The sequence below is a fragment of the Planosporangium spinosum genome, from assembly GCF_049999945.1.
In the GTDB taxonomy this organism is placed as follows: Bacteria; Actinomycetota; Actinomycetes; order Mycobacteriales; family Micromonosporaceae; genus Planosporangium; species Planosporangium spinosum.
Genome location: NZ_JBLYUB010000017.1, coordinates 60,810 through 77,850 on the forward strand (window position 1 = coordinate 60,810; position 17,041 = coordinate 77,850).

General features: G+C 72.1%; 19 protein-coding genes. 4 read left to right on the forward strand and 15 right to left on the reverse strand.

Annotated features, from left to right (window positions below):
- Positions 1 to 8 precede the first annotated feature (8 nt).
- From fliK to ACNTMW_RS22015, 15 genes are all read right to left on the reverse strand, one after another.
- Complete coding sequence (gene fliK, locus ACNTMW_RS21945) at positions 9 to 1,529, reverse strand: flagellar hook-length control protein FliK (protein WP_426635602.1); 1,521 nt, start codon at positions 1,527 to 1,529, stop codon at positions 9 to 11.
- Positions 1,526 to 2,575, reverse strand: coding sequence for a transglycosylase SLT domain-containing protein (locus tag ACNTMW_RS21950; protein WP_426635603.1), 1,050 nt, complete (start codon positions 2,573 to 2,575; stop codon positions 1,526 to 1,528). The genes fliK and ACNTMW_RS21950 overlap by 4 nt, the downstream gene beginning before the upstream one ends.
- Complete coding sequence (locus ACNTMW_RS21955) at positions 2,572 to 3,000, reverse strand: flagellar FliJ family protein (RefSeq protein WP_426635604.1); 429 nt, start codon at positions 2,998 to 3,000, stop codon at positions 2,572 to 2,574. The genes ACNTMW_RS21950 and ACNTMW_RS21955 overlap by 4 nt, the downstream gene beginning before the upstream one ends.
- Positions 2,997 to 4,313 carry a FliI/YscN family ATPase gene (locus tag ACNTMW_RS21960; RefSeq protein ID WP_426635605.1) on the reverse strand — a complete coding sequence of 439 codons (1,317 nt, stop codon included), beginning with the start codon at positions 4,311 to 4,313 and terminating at the stop codon, positions 2,997 to 2,999. Before ACNTMW_RS21960 ends, ACNTMW_RS21955 begins: the two co-directional genes overlap by 4 nt.
- Positions 4,310 to 4,960 (reverse strand): FliH/SctL family protein, encoded by a 651-nt coding sequence (locus ACNTMW_RS21965; protein WP_426635606.1) that lies wholly within the window; start codon positions 4,958 to 4,960, stop codon positions 4,310 to 4,312. The genes ACNTMW_RS21960 and ACNTMW_RS21965 overlap by 4 nt, the downstream gene beginning before the upstream one ends.
- Positions 4,953 to 5,969: a flagellar motor switch protein FliG gene (gene fliG / locus ACNTMW_RS21970; protein ID WP_426635607.1), complete on the reverse strand. Its 1,017-nt coding sequence runs from the start codon at positions 5,967 to 5,969 to the stop codon at positions 4,953 to 4,955. Before fliG ends, ACNTMW_RS21965 begins: the two co-directional genes overlap by 8 nt.
- A 2-nt stretch (positions 5,970 to 5,971) precedes the next feature.
- Entirely contained in the window at positions 5,972 to 7,588 is a 1,617-nt protein-coding gene (gene fliF / locus ACNTMW_RS21975; RefSeq protein ID WP_426635608.1) for a flagellar basal-body MS-ring/collar protein FliF, read from the reverse strand.
- A complete protein-coding gene (fliE, locus tag ACNTMW_RS21980) occupies positions 7,588 to 7,908 on the reverse strand; it encodes a flagellar hook-basal body complex protein FliE (protein ID WP_426635609.1) in 321 nt (106 codons plus the stop codon). The genes fliF and fliE overlap by 1 nt, the downstream gene beginning before the upstream one ends.
- Positions 7,905 to 8,324, reverse strand: coding sequence for a flagellar basal body rod protein FlgC (locus ACNTMW_RS21985; RefSeq protein WP_426635610.1), 420 nt, complete (start codon positions 8,322 to 8,324; stop codon positions 7,905 to 7,907). The genes fliE and ACNTMW_RS21985 overlap by 4 nt, the downstream gene beginning before the upstream one ends.
- A gap of 1 nt (position 8,325) precedes the next feature.
- A complete protein-coding gene (locus ACNTMW_RS21990) occupies positions 8,326 to 8,676 on the reverse strand; it encodes a flagellar basal body rod protein FlgB (RefSeq protein ID WP_426635611.1) in 351 nt (116 codons plus the stop codon).
- Between the two features lie 184 nt (positions 8,677 to 8,860).
- Positions 8,861 to 9,184 carry a hypothetical protein gene (locus ACNTMW_RS21995; protein ID WP_426635613.1) on the reverse strand — a complete coding sequence of 108 codons (324 nt, stop codon included), beginning with the start codon at positions 9,182 to 9,184 and terminating at the stop codon, positions 8,861 to 8,863.
- Between the two features lie 7 nt (positions 9,185 to 9,191).
- Positions 9,192 to 9,605, reverse strand: a complete 414-nt coding sequence (fliS, locus tag ACNTMW_RS22000) for a flagellar export chaperone FliS (protein WP_426635614.1) — start codon at positions 9,603 to 9,605, stop codon at positions 9,192 to 9,194.
- 2 nt (positions 9,606 to 9,607) lie between these two features.
- Complete coding sequence (fliD, locus tag ACNTMW_RS22005; protein WP_426635615.1) at positions 9,608 to 10,927, reverse strand: flagellar filament capping protein FliD; 1,320 nt, start codon at positions 10,925 to 10,927, stop codon at positions 9,608 to 9,610.
- Positions 10,928 to 11,081: 154 nt separating this feature from the next.
- On the reverse strand, positions 11,082 to 12,317 hold the full coding sequence (locus ACNTMW_RS22010; RefSeq protein ID WP_426635616.1) for a flagellin N-terminal helical domain-containing protein: 1,236 nt from the start codon (positions 12,315 to 12,317) through the stop codon (positions 11,082 to 11,084).
- A gap of 295 nt (positions 12,318 to 12,612) precedes the next feature.
- Complete coding sequence (locus tag ACNTMW_RS22015; RefSeq protein ID WP_426635617.1) at positions 12,613 to 13,473, reverse strand: sigma-70 family RNA polymerase sigma factor; 861 nt, start codon at positions 13,471 to 13,473, stop codon at positions 12,613 to 12,615.
- A gap of 331 nt (positions 13,474 to 13,804) precedes the next feature.
- On the opposite strand from ACNTMW_RS22015, the gene flgN reads away from it, so the two are divergent.
- The 4 genes from flgN to fliW are packed head-to-tail and all read left to right on the forward strand — an operon-like array spanning position 13,805 to position 17,018.
- Positions 13,805 to 14,287, forward strand: coding sequence for a flagellar export chaperone FlgN (gene flgN, locus ACNTMW_RS22020; RefSeq protein ID WP_426635618.1), 483 nt, complete (start codon positions 13,805 to 13,807; stop codon positions 14,285 to 14,287).
- Positions 14,288 to 15,676 carry a flagellar hook-associated protein FlgK gene (gene flgK, locus ACNTMW_RS22025; protein ID WP_426635619.1) on the forward strand — a complete coding sequence of 463 codons (1,389 nt, stop codon included), beginning with the start codon at positions 14,288 to 14,290 and terminating at the stop codon, positions 15,674 to 15,676.
- Positions 15,677 to 15,679: 3 nt separating this feature from the next.
- Entirely contained in the window at positions 15,680 to 16,570 is an 891-nt protein-coding gene (gene flgL / locus ACNTMW_RS22030) for a flagellar hook-associated protein FlgL (protein ID WP_426635620.1), read from the forward strand.
- A 19-nt stretch (positions 16,571 to 16,589) separates the two neighbouring features.
- Positions 16,590 to 17,018, forward strand: coding sequence for a flagellar assembly protein FliW (gene fliW, locus ACNTMW_RS22035; protein ID WP_426635621.1), 429 nt, complete (start codon positions 16,590 to 16,592; stop codon positions 17,016 to 17,018).
- Positions 17,019 to 17,041 lie beyond the last annotated feature (23 nt).

Below are 17,041 nucleotides of genomic sequence, written 5' to 3' on the forward strand. Positions count from 1 at the left end.
CCTTCGCTCTACACGTGCAGGTCGAGGCCGGCGTGGCCGGTACGCGGGGCAACCGTCCCGGTCGAGGCCCGGTACCGCTCGGTGCGGTCGGGTCGCGCCGGTTCGGGACGGGTGCCAGGCTGGTGGTCGCGGGCCTGCCGGCCCGGCGCACCGCCGTTGCCGGGCGCGTCCCGGGACACGTCCAGCGAACTCGAACCGAACCCCGAGCCCTGCAACTCCTTGCGCAGCTCGGGGAGGGCCGCGCGGAGCGCGTCCCGGGCGGCGTCGGTCGCGCCGGCGAGGTGTACGTGGATGTCCCCGCCGCGGACTTCCGCCGTCACACTGATCGGCCCGAGATCCACCGGGTTGAGATGGATCGTCAAACGATGTACGCCGTCGGGGCCTTTTCGCAGCGGTACCAGCCGCTCGGCGAGCTGTGCCGCGTGGGCCGCGGGGGTGGTCGGGGCGGCAGCGGTGGGCGCGGCGGCCGGGGCCGTGGCCGGGGTGGGGGCGGGCGCCACGGTGGTGGGGGCGGCGGCGAGGGCGTCGGTACCGGTCGTTGCCGCTGGCGTGGGGTCGGTGCCGGCCCGGTCGTCCGTCTCGCGTACCGGCCTGCCGTCCGCGGTGGCGGCCGCCGGTTGCGTCCCGGCCGGCGCGGCGGTGGCGTGGTGGGCGCGGGTGGCCGTGGTGGTGGCGGCGGGGGGGGTCCGGGTGGCGGGTACCGGGCCGGCGGGTGTGCCGGGGGACGGTGCGGCGGGGGTCGGTTGCGTCCCGGCCGGTACGGCGGTGGCGTCCGGTGCACCGGTGGCCGTGGTGGTGGCGTCCGGCGCGGTGCCGGCGGCCGGTACCGGGCCGGCGGGTGTGCCGGGGGACGGTGCGGCGGGGGTCGGTTGCGTCCCGGCCGGTACGGCGGTGGCGTCCGGAGTGGGGGTGGCCGTGGTGGTGGCGTCCGGCGCGGTGCCGGCGGCCGGTACCGGGCCGGTAGGGACGGCGGTCAGCACCGGCGTGGCGGGGCCGGTCGGCGTGCCGGCCGGTGCGGAGATGCCCGCGATCGCCGACGTGCCGGAGACCACGGGGGCGCCGGTGCCGGCGGGCGTGGCGGTACCCGCGGTGGGGGTCGCCGCGATGGCCAGCCACGCGATGGTGGCCGCCGCGCTGGCGGTCGCCGCGGCGGTGGCGCTGGGGTCCGCGGCCGGCTGGCCGGCACGGTCGGGGTCGTCGCGGCCGTCGGTGGCGCCGTCCCGGGTGGTGCCGGCGCCGGCCCGGCCGCCCGGCGCACCGGCCCGGTCCCCGGACGCCTCGGACCGGCCGGCAGCGCGGTCGGTGGCGGCGCGGTCGGTGGCGGCGCGGTCGGTCGTGTCGCGGTCCCTGGCGGCGCGGTCGGTGGTGCTCCGGCCGGTCCTGTCGCGGTCGGTGGTGCTCCGGCCGGCCGGCGCGTCACCGACCATGGTCGACAGGACCGCGCCGAACCCGTCGGCGCTGCCGGTCCCGTCACCGCCACGGGCGGACGGGCGCGGCATGGTCGCCGTGTTCACCGGGAGAACGGTCACGACGTCCCCCTTCCTTGCAGGGCGGCCAGCGCCGCCTGGACCTTGGGTACGTAGCTTTGCGTCTCCGCGTACGGCGGGATGCCGCCGTACGTGCGGACCGCCCCGCCGCCGGCGTTGTAGGCGGCCAGGGCCAGCGGCACCGAGCCGAACTCGCGCAGGTTGCCCGCCAGCAGCCGGGCGGCGCCGTCGATGGCCTGGGCCGGGTCGAACGGGTTCACCCCGAGACCACGGGCGGTGGACGGCATGAGCTGCATCAGCCCCTGCGCGCCGGCCGGGCTGACCGCGCGCGGGTCGTACCCGGACTCGACCTTCGCCACGGCGGCGAGCAGGTTCTGCGGCAGGCCGTACTTCGCGGTGGCGGCGGCGAAGGCGTCGGCGTACGGGACGCCGGCGGAGCCGGTCAGGCCAGCGATGCCGGCGGAGCCGGTCAGGCCAGCGATGCCGGCGGAGCCGGTCAGGCCAGCGATGCCGGCGGTGCCCGACAGCGCCGGGGGGCGCAGCGCCGGCAGGACCGACGGTGCGGTGTCGGGCAGGATGCGCCGGATCGCGCTCGGTGTCTTGTACACGTTCTGGACCTTGACCACGTCGCCGGTCTGCGGCGCGGCGATCATCTTGCCGTCGCCGATGTAGATCGCGATGTGGTCGACGGGGGAGTTGAACGCCAGCAGGTCACCGGGCCTGGCCTGGGCCAGACTCGCCACCGGCTGCCCCTCACGCGCCTGGTCGGCGGCGATGCGCGGCAGCTTCACGCCCAGGTCGGCGTAGGCGCGCTGCACCAGCGAGGAGCAGTCCAGCCCCGTGGCCGGGTCGTTGCCGCCGAACACGTACGGCACGCCGAGGTACTTGCGCGCCGAGGCGACGACGGCGTCCCCGGTCGCCGCGGAGCCGTAGCCGGCGGACGCGGTACCGTCCAGGGCCGACCAGGCCGACTGCGCGGAGCCGAGGGCGCTGGCGAACGCGCTGTCACCGACCGCGACGGCCGGCCGGTTGAGGCCGAGCTGCGTGCGCAGTTCGTGGACACGGTCCATGACGTCGACGACCGTCATCGGGTGTGGTTCCCCCCTCGGTTGCGGGTGCTGGTCAGGTCGTCGACCTCCCGCTGTTCGGCGGCCTGCTCGGCGGCCCGTTCGGCCTCGGCGTGGCGCTCGGCGAGCTTCTCCACGATGCGCCGGCGGGTGGCGGCCGCGGTCAGGTCCTCGGTACGGGCGTCCACCGTCGCGTCGGCCTCGCCGGCCGCCGCCACCGCGATGGACAGCTCCCCGGCCATCGCCTGGCGGGCCCACATGGTGGCCGCGAACGCGACGCCGCTGGGCGAGTCGGGTCGGGGGCGGGCGCCGATCGCGGCGTCCATCCGGCGGACCCGTTCGGCGGCCTCGGCCGCCTCCCGGCGGGCGCGCAGCAGCTCGCCGCGCGCCGAGTTCTCCTGGACCAGCCGGGCGCGGAGCACGTCGCGCAGCCGGAAGCGCTTCACGCGGCACCTCCGCTCACCAGGGCGGCCAGTGCCGCCCACGCCTGCCCGGCCGTGCTCGGGTCGTCGAGGTCCTGGCGCAGGAACGCGTTGATCGCCGGCATCAGCGCGGCGGCCCGGTCGGCGTCGGGGTTGGTACCCGGTACGTAGGCGCCGATCTCGACCAGCTCCCGGACGTCGCGGTACGCCGCGAGCAGCCGGCGCAGCTCCATGGCGGCGGCGCGCTGCTCGCGGGTGGTGACCGCGTTCGCCACCCGGGACACCGACTCCAGCACGTCGATGCTGGGGAAGTGGCCGGAGGTGGCGAGCCGGCGGGTCAGGACGACGTGACCGTCCAGGATGGACCGGGCGGCGTCGGCGATCGGCTCGTTGTGGTCGTCGCCGTCGACCAGCACGGTGTACAGGCCGGTGATGGTGCCCGTCGCGCCCGGCCCGGCGCGCTCCAGCAGCCGGGGGAGCAGGGCGAAGACCGACGGCGGGTACCCGCGGGTGGCCGGCGGCTCGCCGGCGGACAGCCCGACCTCGCGCTGCGCCATCGCGGCGCGGGTGAGGCTGTCCATCATCAGCAGGACGTCACGGCCCTGGTCGCGGAACCACTCCGCGATCCGGGTGGCCACGAAGCAGGCGCGCAGGCGGACCAGTGGGGGCTGGTCGGACGTGGCGACCACGACCACCGAGCGGGCCAGGCCCTCCGGCCCCAGGTCGTTCTCGATGAACTCGCGTACCTCGCGACCCCGCTCGCCGACCAGCGCGATCACGCTGATCTCGGCGTCGGTACCGCGGGTGATCATCGACAGCAGGCTGGACTTGCCCACGCCCGAGCCGGCGAAGATGCCCATCCGCTGACCGCGCCCGGCCGGGATGAGGGTGTCGAGGGCGCGGACACCCAGCGACAGCGGCTCGTCCACCCGCTTGCGGGCCAGCGCGTTCGGGGCGGCCTGGTCCACGCCGACGCGCTCGCCGCCGGACAGCTCCGGCCCGCCGTCCATCGGCCGGCCGAGCCCGTCGAGGACGCGCCCGCGCAGGTGGTCGCCGACGGTCACCCGGAGCGGGCCGCCGGTCGACACGACCGGGTTCCCGGCGCCGATGCCGTCCAGCGGGCCCAGCGGCAGGCAGGTGAGCTGCTCGCCGTCGATCGCGACGACCTCGGCGTGAACGGGCTGACCGCCGGTGTCCACCGATACCAGGTCGCCGACCCGGCCGGGGAGGCCGCGGACCGCGACCGACAGGCCCAGCACGCTGCTGACCCGTCCCGTCACCAGCGGCCTGGCGGCGGCGGCGCCACGGTGCAGGCGCTGCTGCAGGGTGGCTGTCACAGTCCCAGTACCTCCCGTGCCCGGGCGAGCGCCGGCGCGATCCGGGCGTCGACGGTGGTGACGTCGCACTCGGCGACCGCGTCCCCCGGTTGGAGGCCCGGATCGGCCAGGAGTGTGACCGTACGTCCGTCCATTTCGACAGACCGGAGTTGTCCGCCGGTCACCGTCGCGTGATCGGCCGGGTGCAGGCGTACCGTGACCGGCCGGCCGGCAGGGGCCAGCGCGAGCGCCCGGGCCACCGCGTCGCGGCCGGGGTCGGCGGCGACCGCCAGCTCCCGGCCGATGACCGCCTCGGCGAGAGCGAACGCCGTACGCACGATGAGGTCCTCGAGCTCGGTCGCCACCGGCACCATCTGCCGCTCCAGATGCGCCACGGCCCGGCTGACGGCGCTGAGCGCCTGCTCCACCCGCAGCGCCTGCATCTCCGCCTGCTCGCGGACCTGCGCGGCGGTCTGTTCGCGGGCGGCCCGGGCGGCCACCTCGGCCTCCCGGCGACCTTGTGCCCAGCCGGTCGCGTAGCCGGCGGACTGCGCCTCGGCGCGCAGCCGGTGGGCGACCTCGTTGGGCAGTGTGGGCTGCTCGCGCAGGTCCACGTCGAACCGGACGGCGGCCACCGCCCGGTCGCCCCGGACCACGGTCTCAGGCAACGAACTCGTCATCGTCACCCCGCCTGATCATGATCTGGCCCGACTCCTCGAGGGTGCGGATGACCTGGACGATCTTGGCCTGGGCCTCCTCGACCTGGCGCAGGCGTACCGCGCCGAGCATGTCGATCTCGTCGACGAGGTTCTCGGCGGCACGCTCGGACAGGTTGCGGGTGACCTTCTCGCGGACGTCCTCGCGCACACCCTTGAGGGCGGTCGCCAGGTCGCCGGTCTCCACCTGCCGCAGCACGAGCTGGACGGCGCGGTCGTCGAGGCTGGTGATGTCCTCGAACATGAACATCTTGGAGCGGACCTCCTCGGCCAGCTCCGGGTCGCGGGCGGCGAGACCCTCCATGATGAGCCGTTCGGTGGCGCGGTCGGCGCGGTTGATGATGTCGACCAGCGGCTGGAGACCGCCGACCGCGGACAGGTCGCTGGGCTGCAGCACCGAGGAGAGCTTGCGCTCCAGGGTCGCCTCGACCTGCCGGATGATGTCCGGCGAGGTACGGTCCATGACCGCGATGCGGTGCGCGACGTCGGCCTGCAGCTCGCCGGCGAGGCCGGACAGGATCTGCGAGGCCATCGCGGCCGGCATGTGCGCCAGCACCAGCGCGATGGTCTGCGGGTGCTCGTCCTGCACGAACGACAGCACCTGGCGCGGGTCGGCCTTCTGCAGGAAGCCGAACGGCATCTCGACGAAGGCCGCCGACAGCCGGCCGACCACGGCCTCGGCCGCCTCCCGGCCGAGCGAGGCCTCCAGCAGCTCCTTGGCGTAGTCCATACCGCCCTGGTGGGCGTACTGGTGCGCCATGGTCATGTCGTGGAACTCGTCGAGTACGCGGCCGGCGGTCTCGGCGTCGATCGTGCCGAGCCGCATGATCTCGGCGGTGATCTCCTCGACCTCGGTCTCGCGCATCTGCGCCAGGACCTTGGCCGACTGCTCCTTGCCCATCTGCACGAGCATGATCGCGGCCTTGCGCACACCGGAGATCTGCGCGGTGTCGGTCGACATGGTCAGCTCCTCCGATCCGCGAGCCAGCCGCGCAGCACCTGGGCGACCTCTTCGGGCTGCTGCTCCACCAGGGAGGTGATGTCGCGCTGCCGCGCCTCACGCTCGGCGGCGGTGGCCCCGTCGTCGCCCGCCCCGCCCGGTGCGAGCGCGAGCCTGGCCTCCGCGTTGAGGTCGGCCTCGAGCGCCGCCCGTTCCGCCGCCTCGATCGCCATCCGCTCCTCGTTGGCCCGCGCGATATCGGCCTGCAGCCTGCGCAGGCCCTTGTTACGCCGCCGGGACCGCCACCAGGCGATCAGTGCCAGGAGTCCGATCGCCGCGACGACCCCGCCGGTCTTGAGCACCGAGTACAGCTGTGCCTGCTGCTCGGCCTTCTTGGCCTCGGCGAGCGCGTCGGCGTTCGTCTTCGCCGCCGAGGTGTCGAACGGCATCGTGCTCACGGCGATGGAGTCACCGCGGTTGGTGTCCAGCCCGACCGCCGATGACACCAGCTGCTGCACCTGCGCCTCGTCCACACCCTTGGCGGTGGCGCTGTCGAGCATCACCGCCACCGACAGCCGGCGTACCGACCCGGGGGCGGACTTGCGGGTCTCGGTGACCATGCCGACGGCGTTGTTGCGGGTCTCGGACTGCGAGTTGTACCCGTTGTTGGTGCCGGTACCGGCCGGTACCTGGATGTTATCCGGGCCCAGCACGCCGCTGCCCGGGGTGCCGCTGCCGGTGTACGTCTCGGTCTTCTTCGTCTCCGCCAGCGGCGGGGTGCTCGGGTCGGCGATGTACTTCTGGGTCTTGGTCTCGGTCTGGTCGTAGTCGAGGTCGGCGGTGACCTGCACGGCCGCGTGCCCGGTGCCGACCACCTGGTCCAGCATCCGCTGCAGCGAACCGGTCATCCGCTGCTCGAACGCCTGGGTCTGCTGGGTACGGGCGTCCGCGGCGCCGCTCGCGCCGGCGGCGTCCTGGGTGGACAGCACCTTGCCGTCCGCGCCGACGACGGTCACGTTGCTGGCGTCCAGCCCCGGCACGCTCGACGACACGAGGTGGACGATCGCCTGCGCCTGGGCGGCGCTCAGCTTCGCGCTCGGCGCGGTCTGCACCAGCACCGACGCGGTCGGCTTCTCCTGGTTGTCGGTGAAGACGTCCTTGGTGGGGATGGCCAGGTGCACGGCGGCCGCCTGCACGCCGGAGATCGACTTGATGGTCTTGTTCAGCTCGCCCTCCAGGGCCCGCTGGTAGCCGACCTGCTGCATGAAGTCACTGGTCATGACGCCCTGCTTGTCGAGCAGGGCGTACCCGCTGTCGGCCTGCGCCGGCAGGCCGGCGCCGCTGAGCTTGATGCGCTGCGCGTACACCTGGTCGGTCGGGACGGTGATCGTCTGGCCGCCGTTGGTGAGCTGGTAGGGCACCCCGTCGGCGTTGAGCTTGTCGACGATCGCGCTGGCGTCGGCCGGCGCGAGGTTGGAGAACAGGGGAGCGTACGTGGGCTGTGCGGCCCAGGTGGCGAAGAAGTACCCGCCGATGCCCAGTGCGAGCACCGCGAAGACGGAGATCGCCTTCTGGCCGGGCGTGAACGATCCGAACGTCTCGACGGCGCGGCGGAGGGCGGCGGTGGCGCGGTCACGCATCAGGCCTGCAACCTCATGATCTCGTTGAAGGCTTCGAGGGCCTTGTTACGTACCGCCACGGTCAGCTGGGTGGCCAGCGACGCCTGGGTGCTGGCGAGCATGTACTCGGCCGGGTCGCTGAGCGTGCCCGTGGCGGCCTGGACGGCGAGGTCGTCGGCCCGGGTCTGCACCTGCTGCAACTGTTCGAGGCCGCGACCGAGCGCGGCGGCGAAGCCGGAGCCGGCGGAGGAGGACGGCGCGGCCGCCTCGGTACCCGACAGCGGCAGCGCGGGCGTGACGGCGCCGATGGCGCCGATGGCCTCGATACCGGGCATGGTCATGCGGACCTCCCGAGCTGGAGTGCGGCCTCGTAGGCCGTCTTGGCCCGGTCGACCACGGCGAGGTTCGCCTGGTAGCCGCGCTGAGCCATGATCATCTGGACCATCTGGCCGCTCATGTCGATGTCGGGGTAGCGGACCATGCCGTCGGCGTCGGCGAGCGGGTTGTCCGGCTCGTACACCAGGCGGCCCTGGGCGTCGCCGAGCGCGATGCCGCCGACGGCGACCCCGGCGCCCTGGCCGGTGTTGGCGTCGGTCTGCGCCTGGGCCACGACGTAGCGGGCCTGGAAGGCGGCCGCGCTGGTCGGGCTCGCGTTGTTGAGGTTGGAGAGGTTGTCGGAGACCGCGTCGAGCCACTTGCGGTACACGGTCAGGCCGGTACCGGCGATGCCGATCGCGCCGAAGGTGGGGAGGGCCATGTCACGCAGTTCCCTTGATCACGGTGCCCAGCAGGCCGGCCTTGCTGTCCAGCGCGCGCAGCGCGAGCTGGTAGGCCAGGTTCGTGTTGATGTTCGACACCGTCTCTTCGTCGAGGTTGACGTTGTTGCCGTTGAGCCGGGTGGGTTCCAGCGACCGGTCGACGGACGGCACCACGCCGGCGGGGTCGTCGCCGTTCGCGACGGCCGCGCCCAGGGCTCTTTCGAAGGAGACCTTCCGGGCGTGGAAGTTCGGTGTCTCAACGTTGGCGATGTTGTCCGCGGTCACGCGCTGCCGCAGGTTGAGCGCGGACAGGGCGGTGTGCAGAGCGACCGACGTGACGTCGTCCAGCATCGGAGGCAGCTCCCTTCGGCGACTGACTGACGGGTCGCCGATCCATGGCGACGTAGGTGAGCGCTCCGTGCTCGCCGGTTCCCATCGGCAGCGGGCGCGGGCCTTGAAGACTTCGACGGTTGCCAAACGGGTGCGCCCCCACCGCCGGGGGCGGAGGGGGCGCGGGTATCGGGGGAGCGGATGACTACATGGCGGTGTCCACGTAGGCGGGTCGGGGTTGACCACTGTCGTACCCGGTGCCGATCCGCTCGGTGACCCGGGCCTGGCGGCGGTTGGTGACGATGGCGACCGCGATCGCCTCCGCCGCGTTGATCTGCCGGCCCAGGATCCGGTCGGCGCGCGGGCGCAGGTCGAGCGGCAGCGGGCCGAGTCCCGGAGGAGGCGTCCACGCGTCAGCGACCGGCAGGTCGGCCAGGAGGTGGCTGGTCTCCAGCAGCTTCTCGACCGTGGCCACGTCGGCCTCCAGCGCGTCGAGCGCGGCGACCCACGCTTCGTGCCAGTCGCTCACGGCCGGCTCACGCGACCCGCGACGCGGACGGGTTGGGGGCGGACTCGGTGGCCGCCGCCAGTGCCGCCTGGCGCCATGCGTCGCTCAGCGGCTCGACCAGCTTGCGGCACTCGGCGACGCGCTCGGCGTCGGCGCGTACGTTCGCCGCCATCAGCTCGTTGAGCAGGAACACGTACACCTGGGCGAGGGCCGCGGCGCCCGACCAGGCCCCGGTGTCGAGGGTGGTGGTCAGCTCGAGGACGATCTCCTGCGCGTGCAGCAACTGGGCGCTGCCCTCGTCGCGGTTCCCCTCGCGCAGCGCCTGCTCGCCCCGGATGAGGTCGAGCAGGAGCCGGTCGTACAGCATGACGAGCAGGCGGGCCGGCGACGCGGTGTTGATCGCGTCGGCCAGGTAGCGGTCACGCAGGGCGGGGCTGGTCATCGTCAGGATCCCCCTCCGGTGGGCAGGCCGGCGAGTTGGCCCGCCAGCCAGGTGGACTGGCTGCGCATCTTGCCGAGCGCGACCTCGAGGTTGGAGAACTGGCGTTTCAGCGCCTCCTGGCGCAGGGCCAGCCGGTCGTCCCAGCCGTCGATCTGCTTGTTGAGGTCCCTGATGTAGTCGTCGTGGTTGGTGATCGTGGCCGTCAGCGAGGTGTTGTCCGTGCTGGTCCGGTCGACGAGCTGCTTGGCGAGACCGGTGGTGACCGCGGTCTGGGTGTCGGTCGGGTTCGCGTCGTACGCGGCGAGGAACGTGTCCCGGTTGAACGTGAGATTGCCGAACTTGTCCAGCTCCACGCCGAGCGCCTTGTAGCTCTTGAAGCCGTCCGGCAGGCCGTCCACGGGCGCGCTGACCTGGCTGAGCACGCCGGACCGGATCTCGGAGACCTGGAAGTTGCCCAGCAGGGTACCGGCGATCTTCTTGGTCGCGTCGTACGCGGTCTGGAGCTTGATCTCGTTCAGCAGGGAGTTGGCCGCATCGACCATCGCCTGCATCTTGTCGGCGAGCCCCTGCTTGTCGGGGTTGACGGTGACGGTCACGCCGTTCTCGACCTTGGTGGCGGTCAGCGTGATCCCGGACATCAGCCCGGTGAAGACGTTGTTGGGGCTGGTGACGGTGTAGCCGCCGGCGGCCTGGTCGCCCACCGCGATCGTGGCGTCGGCGCCGGCGGCCGCGATCTTCTGGGTGATCGTGGACTGGAGGCCGCTGCTGACGGTGAAGCCGGCCTGCTGACCGGTCTTGGTCGCGGTGAGCTGCAGGACGGGACCGTTCGCGGTGGTGATCACCGCGGCCCGCACGTCGGTCTTCGCCGCGTTGATCGAATCGGCGACGCCCTGGGCGCTGGTGTCGGTCCCGAGGGTGATTGGCACGACCCGACCGTCGTTGAACGTGATCTCGAAGGGGCTGCCGTCGGTGATCGAGCCCGAGGCGGGGACCGCCGCGGTCACGACGTGGGCCGAGGCCAGGTTGACCACGTTGAAGGTGAGCGCGCCGGTGGAGGCGCCCGGCGTGGCGCTGACGGCGACCGCGGAGGACGAGGAGGTCGCCCGGACGCCCTTCCAGGTGTCGGCCTTGGTCAGCGTCTCGGCCGCCGTCTTGAGCGTGGCGAGCCGGGTGTTGATGCCCTGGAGCGCGCTCTTGACCGTCTGCTCGGACTTGACCTTGTTCTGGAGCGCGGCCTGGGGCGCGGCCTCGAGCTGCATCAGTTGGGCGATCACCTGGCTCGTGTTCATGCCACTGATGAGGCCGTCGACGCTGCCTGTCACGGTTGCTGCTCCTCTGGTTGGGGATAGGTGCGCGGAATCCGGCGGGGGAGCCGGAGACCGGGTGGGTGCCGGAAGGGGCGGCCGGCGACCGACCGCCCCTTCCGGACCGTTGTTCAGTTGTCCAACGTGTTCAGTTGTTCAGCCTGTCCGGCTATCAGCCGCGCAGGAGCGACAGCACCGACTGCGGCGCCTGGTTGGCCTGGGCCAGCATCGAGGTACCGGCCTGGGTCAGGATCTGGGCCCGGGTGAACTGGACCATCTCCTGGGCCATGTCGGTGTCACGGATCCGCGACTCCGACGCCGACAGGTTCTCGACCGCCACGTTCAGGTTGTTGATCGTGTGCTCGAACCGGTTCTGGTACGCACCGAGGTTCGCCCGCTGGGTCGAGACGGTGCTGATCGCGGTGTCGAGCGCGCTGATCGCGGTCGCGGCACCACCACTGGCCACCAGGTCGAGCGCGCCGGTGCCCAGGGCGGTGGAGTCGACCTTCGCGATCGAGATCTTGATCTGCTCGGCGGCGTTGTTGTTCGCGCCGACCTGGAACGTGCCGCCACCGGTGCCGGTGGTGGTCGAGTCGCCGGTACCGACACCCGGCAGGTCCCCGCCGGTCGCGACCGTGAACTTCGAGCCGGTGGTGGCGTTGGTCAGCGCCTTCTCCGAGGAGAGCTCCACCTTCCAGACCCCGCCACCGGCGTCGGTGACGTTGGCCTTCACCGTGCCGGCCGTGTAGCCGGCAGCGGTGAACACGCTGTCCAGACCGTTCTGGATCGCCGTCTGGTACGCGCCGGCGCTGGTGTAGGTGCCAGCCGCGATGGTCACGTCCGTGGCCGCCAGCGTCCCGTACGTGCCGTCGGCCTTCTGGAAGTCACCGGTGATGTTGAACTTCTCAGTACCCGCGACCACCAGGCCGGAGCCGCTGACGCCGCTGACCGCGCCGGACAGGCTCGCGGACGTGTTGCCGAAGGTGCCGTCGAGCAGCTTCGACTTGCCGAACGAGGTGGTCGAACCGATCCGGTCCAGCTCCTGGTTGAGCTGGGAGAATTCGGTCTGGGCCGACTGGCGGGCCTGGGTGTCCTGCGAACCGGTGTTGTTCGCCTGGACCGCCAGGTCGCGCATGCGCTGAAGGATGGAGTGCACCTCGGTGAGCGCACCTTCAGCGGTCTGCACGACGCTGATGCCGTCCTGCGCGTTGCGGACGGCGACCTTGAGGCCACCGACCTGGGCGCGCAGGCCCTCGCTGATGGACAGACCCGCCGCGTCGTCGGCCGCCCGGTTGATCCGGTAACCGCTGGACAGCTTCTCCAGCGACTTGGCCATCTGGCCGTCGGTGACCGACAGGTTGCGGTACGAGTTCATCGCCGCGATGTTCTGGTTGATACGCAGACCCATGTGTACTCACTCCTTGGTTGGGGTCCTTGCCGGTCCGTCCGTGGCCCGGTCGACGTACTGTTCGGCAGCCGCCCGGCCTCCTGAAGACTTTCGGCGGCTTTCTTTTCCTCGATGTCGCCTGCCGTCGCCGTCACCGTCGCCGTCGCCGTCGCCGTCGCCGTCACCGTCGCCGTCACCGTCGCCGTCGCCGTCACCGGAAACGCGTGAGTCCCCCGGGGTGCCGTTGTCGGGACGGCGTCCTCGGGGGACTCACGCGTGGTTCGCCGGCTTCGCGACGGCGGCGCCGGTGCGCCGGTCAGGCGGTGTGGGCGACGGGTAGGCCGAGTTGGGTGGTCAGTTCGAGGCGGGCGCGGAGGTCGCCGCGGGTGGCGATGGCGGAGTAGTAGGCCTCGCGGCGGCGGGCGACGCAGCCGCCGGGGCGGTCGGGTTCGGCCATCAGGTCGGGGTCGAGGTGGGTGTTGAGGCCGTCGCGGAGCAGGACGAGGGCTTCGGCGCGTAGTTGGGAGACGCGGGATTCGGTGACGCCGAGTTCGGCGGCGATCTCGGTCATGGGGCGTTCGTCGAAGAAGTAGGCGGTGACCACCAGGCGGAGCCGGTCGGGGAGGGCGTCGATGGCGTGGTGGAGGTAGCCGATGCGTTCGCGGTGCAGGAGGAGGTCTTCGGGGCCGGCGGCGCGTTCGGGGACGAGGTCTTCGGCGGTGCCGGCGGCGAAGCCCTGGAGGCTGAGGACGACGGCGCGTTGGACGTCGTCGTCGGTGGCTTTGATGTCGTTGACGGCGACGCCGAGGGTTTCGGCGAGTTCGGCGGTGGTGGGGGTGCGGCCGAGGGTGGCGGTGAGGTGCTGGGCGGCGGTGTCGATGCGGCGGGCGCGGGAGCGTACGGAGCGGCTGGCCCAGTCGAGGCCGCGGAGTTCGTCGAGGAGGGCGCCGCGGATGCGGGCGGTGGCGAAGCTGCCGAAGGGGGTGCCGCGGTCGGGGTCGTAGGCCTTGGCGGCGGTGGCGAGGGCGGCCATGCCGGCGGAGACGAGGTCTTCGCGGCTGACGTGGGCGGGCAGGCGGCCCAGCATCTCGCGGACGAGGTGGCCGACCAGTGGGAGGTGGCTACGCACCAGGTCCTCGATCGAACGCGGCGACGGCGTGGCGGTGGTGACAGACACGGATACCTCTTCGTGGCGGCTGTTGTCCTGCTGGCGCCCCGATCGACGCGGTGGTCGGCCGGGCAGGAGTAACGGTCCGTTGCTCGGGGTGTACGAACTGGTCACGAAGAGTTGCAGTGCGGTTGCGGTGAGAACTGCCACGCGCCGTTGTCCTCAAGTTCCGGGGAGGGACCGTCGCGTGGGTTGCGGGGGAGTGGCGGGCCGGGTGCCGGCCGGGTGCGAAATCGTCGAGCGAGTCCTCCGAAAGTCCTCAGGGCGGGAGCGGATCTGCCGACGTGTCCGATACCTGGCGCGCTACGAGGGGCGCAGCCGACGGCGGAAGGGCGACGAGATGGGCCTGGCGGACCTGTCGAGCATCCTGTGGCGCGAACGCGAGATGCTCGAACTGCTTCTCTTCAAGCTCGAAGAGGAGCAGTTGGTGCTCGCCTCCGGCCGTACCCGCTGGCTGGCGCACGCGACCCGGGAGGTCGAGATGGTCCTCGACCAGATCCGGCAGACCGAGGTACTGCGCGCCGCCGAGGTGGCCGTCGTCGGCGCCGAGCTGGGCGCCGGCGACAACCCGAGCCTGGCGCAGCTGGCGGACCTGGTCGGCGCGCCCTGGTCGGACCTGTTCCGCGACCACCGCAAGGCGTTCCTGGCCCTGACCGCCGAGATAAGCGCCCTGGCCGAGGCCAACCGCGACCTGCTCACCGCGGGTCAGCGCGCGGCCCGCGAGACGATGCTCGCGTTCGCGGGCTCGATGGAGACCTACAGCCGCCGCGGCGAGACCGTCGCCACGGCTCCCCGTACCCGACTGATCGACGAGGCGATGTAATTGAGTACCTTCTCCGGCCTGACCGGTGCCCTCAGCGCGCTGCACGCGCAGCGCCGCGCGATGGACGTCACCGGTCAGAACATCGCGAACGCCAACACCGACGGCTACTCGCGGCAGCGGGTCAACCTCGAGGCGACCGGCGGCTCGTCCGTTCCCGCGATCTACTCCACCCCCAACGGTGCCAACGGCGGGGTCACGGTCACCGACGTCACCCGCATCCAGGATGCGTTCCTGGAGGCCCGCGCCCGCATCGAGCACGGACAGAGCGCCTACCTCGCCGGGCAGCAGCAGGTGTACAGCCGGCTCGAGCAGGTGTTCAAGGAGCCCAGCGACACCGGGCTGCAGAAGCAGCTGTCGGAGTTCTGGTCGTCCTGGCACGACCTGGTCAACCGGCCCGGCGACCCGGCGGCCCGCAGCCAGGTGCTGGCGACGGGTACCACCCTCGCCAATACCATCCAGTCGTCGTACGCGACGCTCGGCTCGCTGTGGGGGACCACCCGCGAGCAGCTCGACGGGTACGTCACCGACCTCAACGGCGCGGCCGCCCGGGTCGCGCAGCTCAACCAGGCGATCGTGCGCAACGGCCAGGCCGGTCAGCCCGCCAACGAGCTGGCCGACCAGCGGGACCTGCTGATCATGCACATCAGCGAGCTGACCGGCGCCTCCGCGCTGGCCCGCCCGGACGGCTCGGTCGACGTCTTCCTCGGCGGCTCGCCCCTGGTCAGCGGCGCGAGCTTCCGCCAGCTGAGCGTCACCGGCGCGCAGCGGATGGCCGACCAGGGCGCCAGTCCGGTCCAGCTGGTCTGGGACAAGCCGGCGAACACGCCGGCGGCGGTGACCTCGGGTTCCATCGCCGCCGCCATGGAGACGCTAAGCACCACGCTGCCGGGCATCGGTGCCGGGCTCGACGCGGTCACCGCCACGCTCGCGAACACCGTCAACGCCCAGCACAAGCTGGGCCAGGACCCGCAGGGTGACCCCGGCGAGGACTTCTTCACCTCGACCAAGGCCGTCGACTTCGCCGTCGCGATCACCGACACGAACAAGATCGCCGCGGCGAAGGCCGGCGCCGGCCCGCTCGACAGCGGCAACGCCGACGCCCTGGCGGCGCTGGCCACGGCCGCGAACGGGGCCGACCGCGAGTACCGCCAGTTCATCATCAACCTCGGCTCGGCCAAGCAGACCGTGGACCGCCGGATGGCCATCCAGGATGTCGTCACCACGGACGTCGACTCGGCCCGATCCGCTCAGTCCGGGGTCAACCTGGACGAAGAAATGACCAACCTGATCTCCTACCAGCGCGCGTACCAGGCCGCGTCCCGGGTGATGACGACCGTCGACGACATGCTCGACACGCTCATCAACCGCACCGGCCTGGTCGGAAGGTAACCGATGTCCTCCTTTCGCGTCACCGAACGCTCCGTCGCCAGCCGGGTCCTGACCGGGCTGCAGTACAACCTCGACCGGCTGGGCCGGACCCAGCAGCAACTGTCCAGCGGCAAGCAGATCAACGGCGCCTCGGACTCGCCCACCGGCGCGGTGGCGGCGATGCAGTTCCGCAGCGACATATCGGCCGCGCAGCAGCAGCGGCGTAACGCCGATGACGGCATCGGCTGGCTGGGCTCCGCGGACGCCGCGCTGACCAACGTCTCGTCCTCGGGCCGGCGCGCGCGGGAACTCGTGCTGCAGGGCATGAGCGCCGGTACCGGAGGCTCGGCGGAGTCCCGGGAGGCCCTGGCCGCCGAGATCGACAACATCCGGAAGGAGCTGATCGGTACGGCCAACACCACATACCTCAACCGTCCGGTCTTCGGTGGTACCACCGGCGGCACGGTCGCCTACGACCAGAGCGGCACCTACGTCGGCGACACCGGGACAGTGACGCGCACCGTCGGCGAGAACATGAAGGTACGGGTGGACACCGGCGGCGAGGAGGTGTTCGGCACCGGCGACACCCAGCTGTTCAAGGTGCTGGACGACATCACGACGCATCTGCGCACCAACCCGGCCGCGCTCGGCGACGACCTCGGGCGGCTCGACACGGCGCTCCAGAAGGTACAGGCCGGGCTGTCCTCGGTCGGTGCCCGCTACAACCAGGTGGACCGGATGAGGCAGGCGGCGGACGACAAGGTACTGGACCTCAAGAATCAGCTGTCCGACGTCGAGGACATCGATCTGCCGAAGACCCTGACCGACCTGTCCCTGCAGCAGACGGCGTACCAGGCGGCGCTCGCGGCGGCCGCGCGGGTCGTCCAGCCGTCCCTCGTCGACTTCCTGCGTTAAGACGTTTCAGAGGAGATTCATGACCGCTCTAGTACTCGACGCGCCCCCGTCCGTCGACACCGTTGAGATGCCCGTCCTGGAGTTCGTGGCGCCGATCCCCGGCTTCCCGCAGGAGCGGCGCTTCGTCCTGGTCCGCGTGGACGAGGCCGGCATGCTGTACTCGCTCCGTTCGGTGGACCGGCCGGAGCTGCGGTTCCTGGTGGCGCCCCCGGCGCCGTTCTTCCCGGGCTACACCGTGGAGGTCGACGACGAGGCGCTGGAGGCGCTCGGCGGCCCCGCGGCGGACGAGCTGCTCGTCCTGCTCATGGTGAACGCCGGCACGCGGCCCGGGGAGGCCACCGCCAACCTGCTGGCCCCGATCGTCGTCGCGCAGCGCAGCCGCCGCGCGGTACAGCTGATCATGAGCCGTACGGGACTTCCGGTGCGTGCTCCCCTTTTTATTGGATAAATCGGGTATTGTGCTTTCGCCGG

Bases quoted from the DNA above. Each gene is read 5' to 3' on its own strand.
- ACNTMW_RS21950 (WP_426635603.1), bottom strand. From the start codon at position 2,575: ATGACGGTCGTCGACGTCATGGACCGTGTCCACGAACTGCGCACGCAG.
- fliG (WP_426635607.1), bottom strand. From the start codon at position 5,969: ATGTCGACCGACACCGCGCAGATCTCCGGTGTGCGCAAGGCCGCGATC.
- fliF (WP_426635608.1), bottom strand. From the start codon at position 7,588: ATGCGTGACCGCGCCACCGCCGCCCTCCGCCGCGCCGTCGAGACGTTC.
- fliE (WP_426635609.1), bottom strand. From the start codon at position 7,908: ATGACCATGCCCGGTATCGAGGCCATCGGCGCCATCGGCGCCGTCACG.
- ACNTMW_RS21985 (WP_426635610.1), bottom strand. From the start codon at position 8,324: ATGGCCCTCCCCACCTTCGGCGCGATCGGCATCGCCGGTACCGGCCTG.
- ACNTMW_RS21990 (WP_426635611.1), bottom strand. From the start codon at position 8,676: ATGCTGGACGACGTCACGTCGGTCGCTCTGCACACCGCCCTGTCCGCG.
- fliS (WP_426635614.1), bottom strand. From the start codon at position 9,605: ATGACCAGCCCCGCCCTGCGTGACCGCTACCTGGCCGACGCGATCAAC.
- ACNTMW_RS22010 (WP_426635616.1), bottom strand. From the start codon at position 12,317: ATGGGTCTGCGTATCAACCAGAACATCGCGGCGATGAACTCGTACCGC.
- flgN (WP_426635618.1), top strand. From the start codon at position 13,805: ATGGGCCTGGCGGACCTGTCGAGCATCCTGTGGCGCGAACGCGAGATG.
- flgL (WP_426635620.1), top strand. From the start codon at position 15,680: ATGTCCTCCTTTCGCGTCACCGAACGCTCCGTCGCCAGCCGGGTCCTG.
- fliW (WP_426635621.1), top strand. From the start codon at position 16,590: ATGACCGCTCTAGTACTCGACGCGCCCCCGTCCGTCGACACCGTTGAG.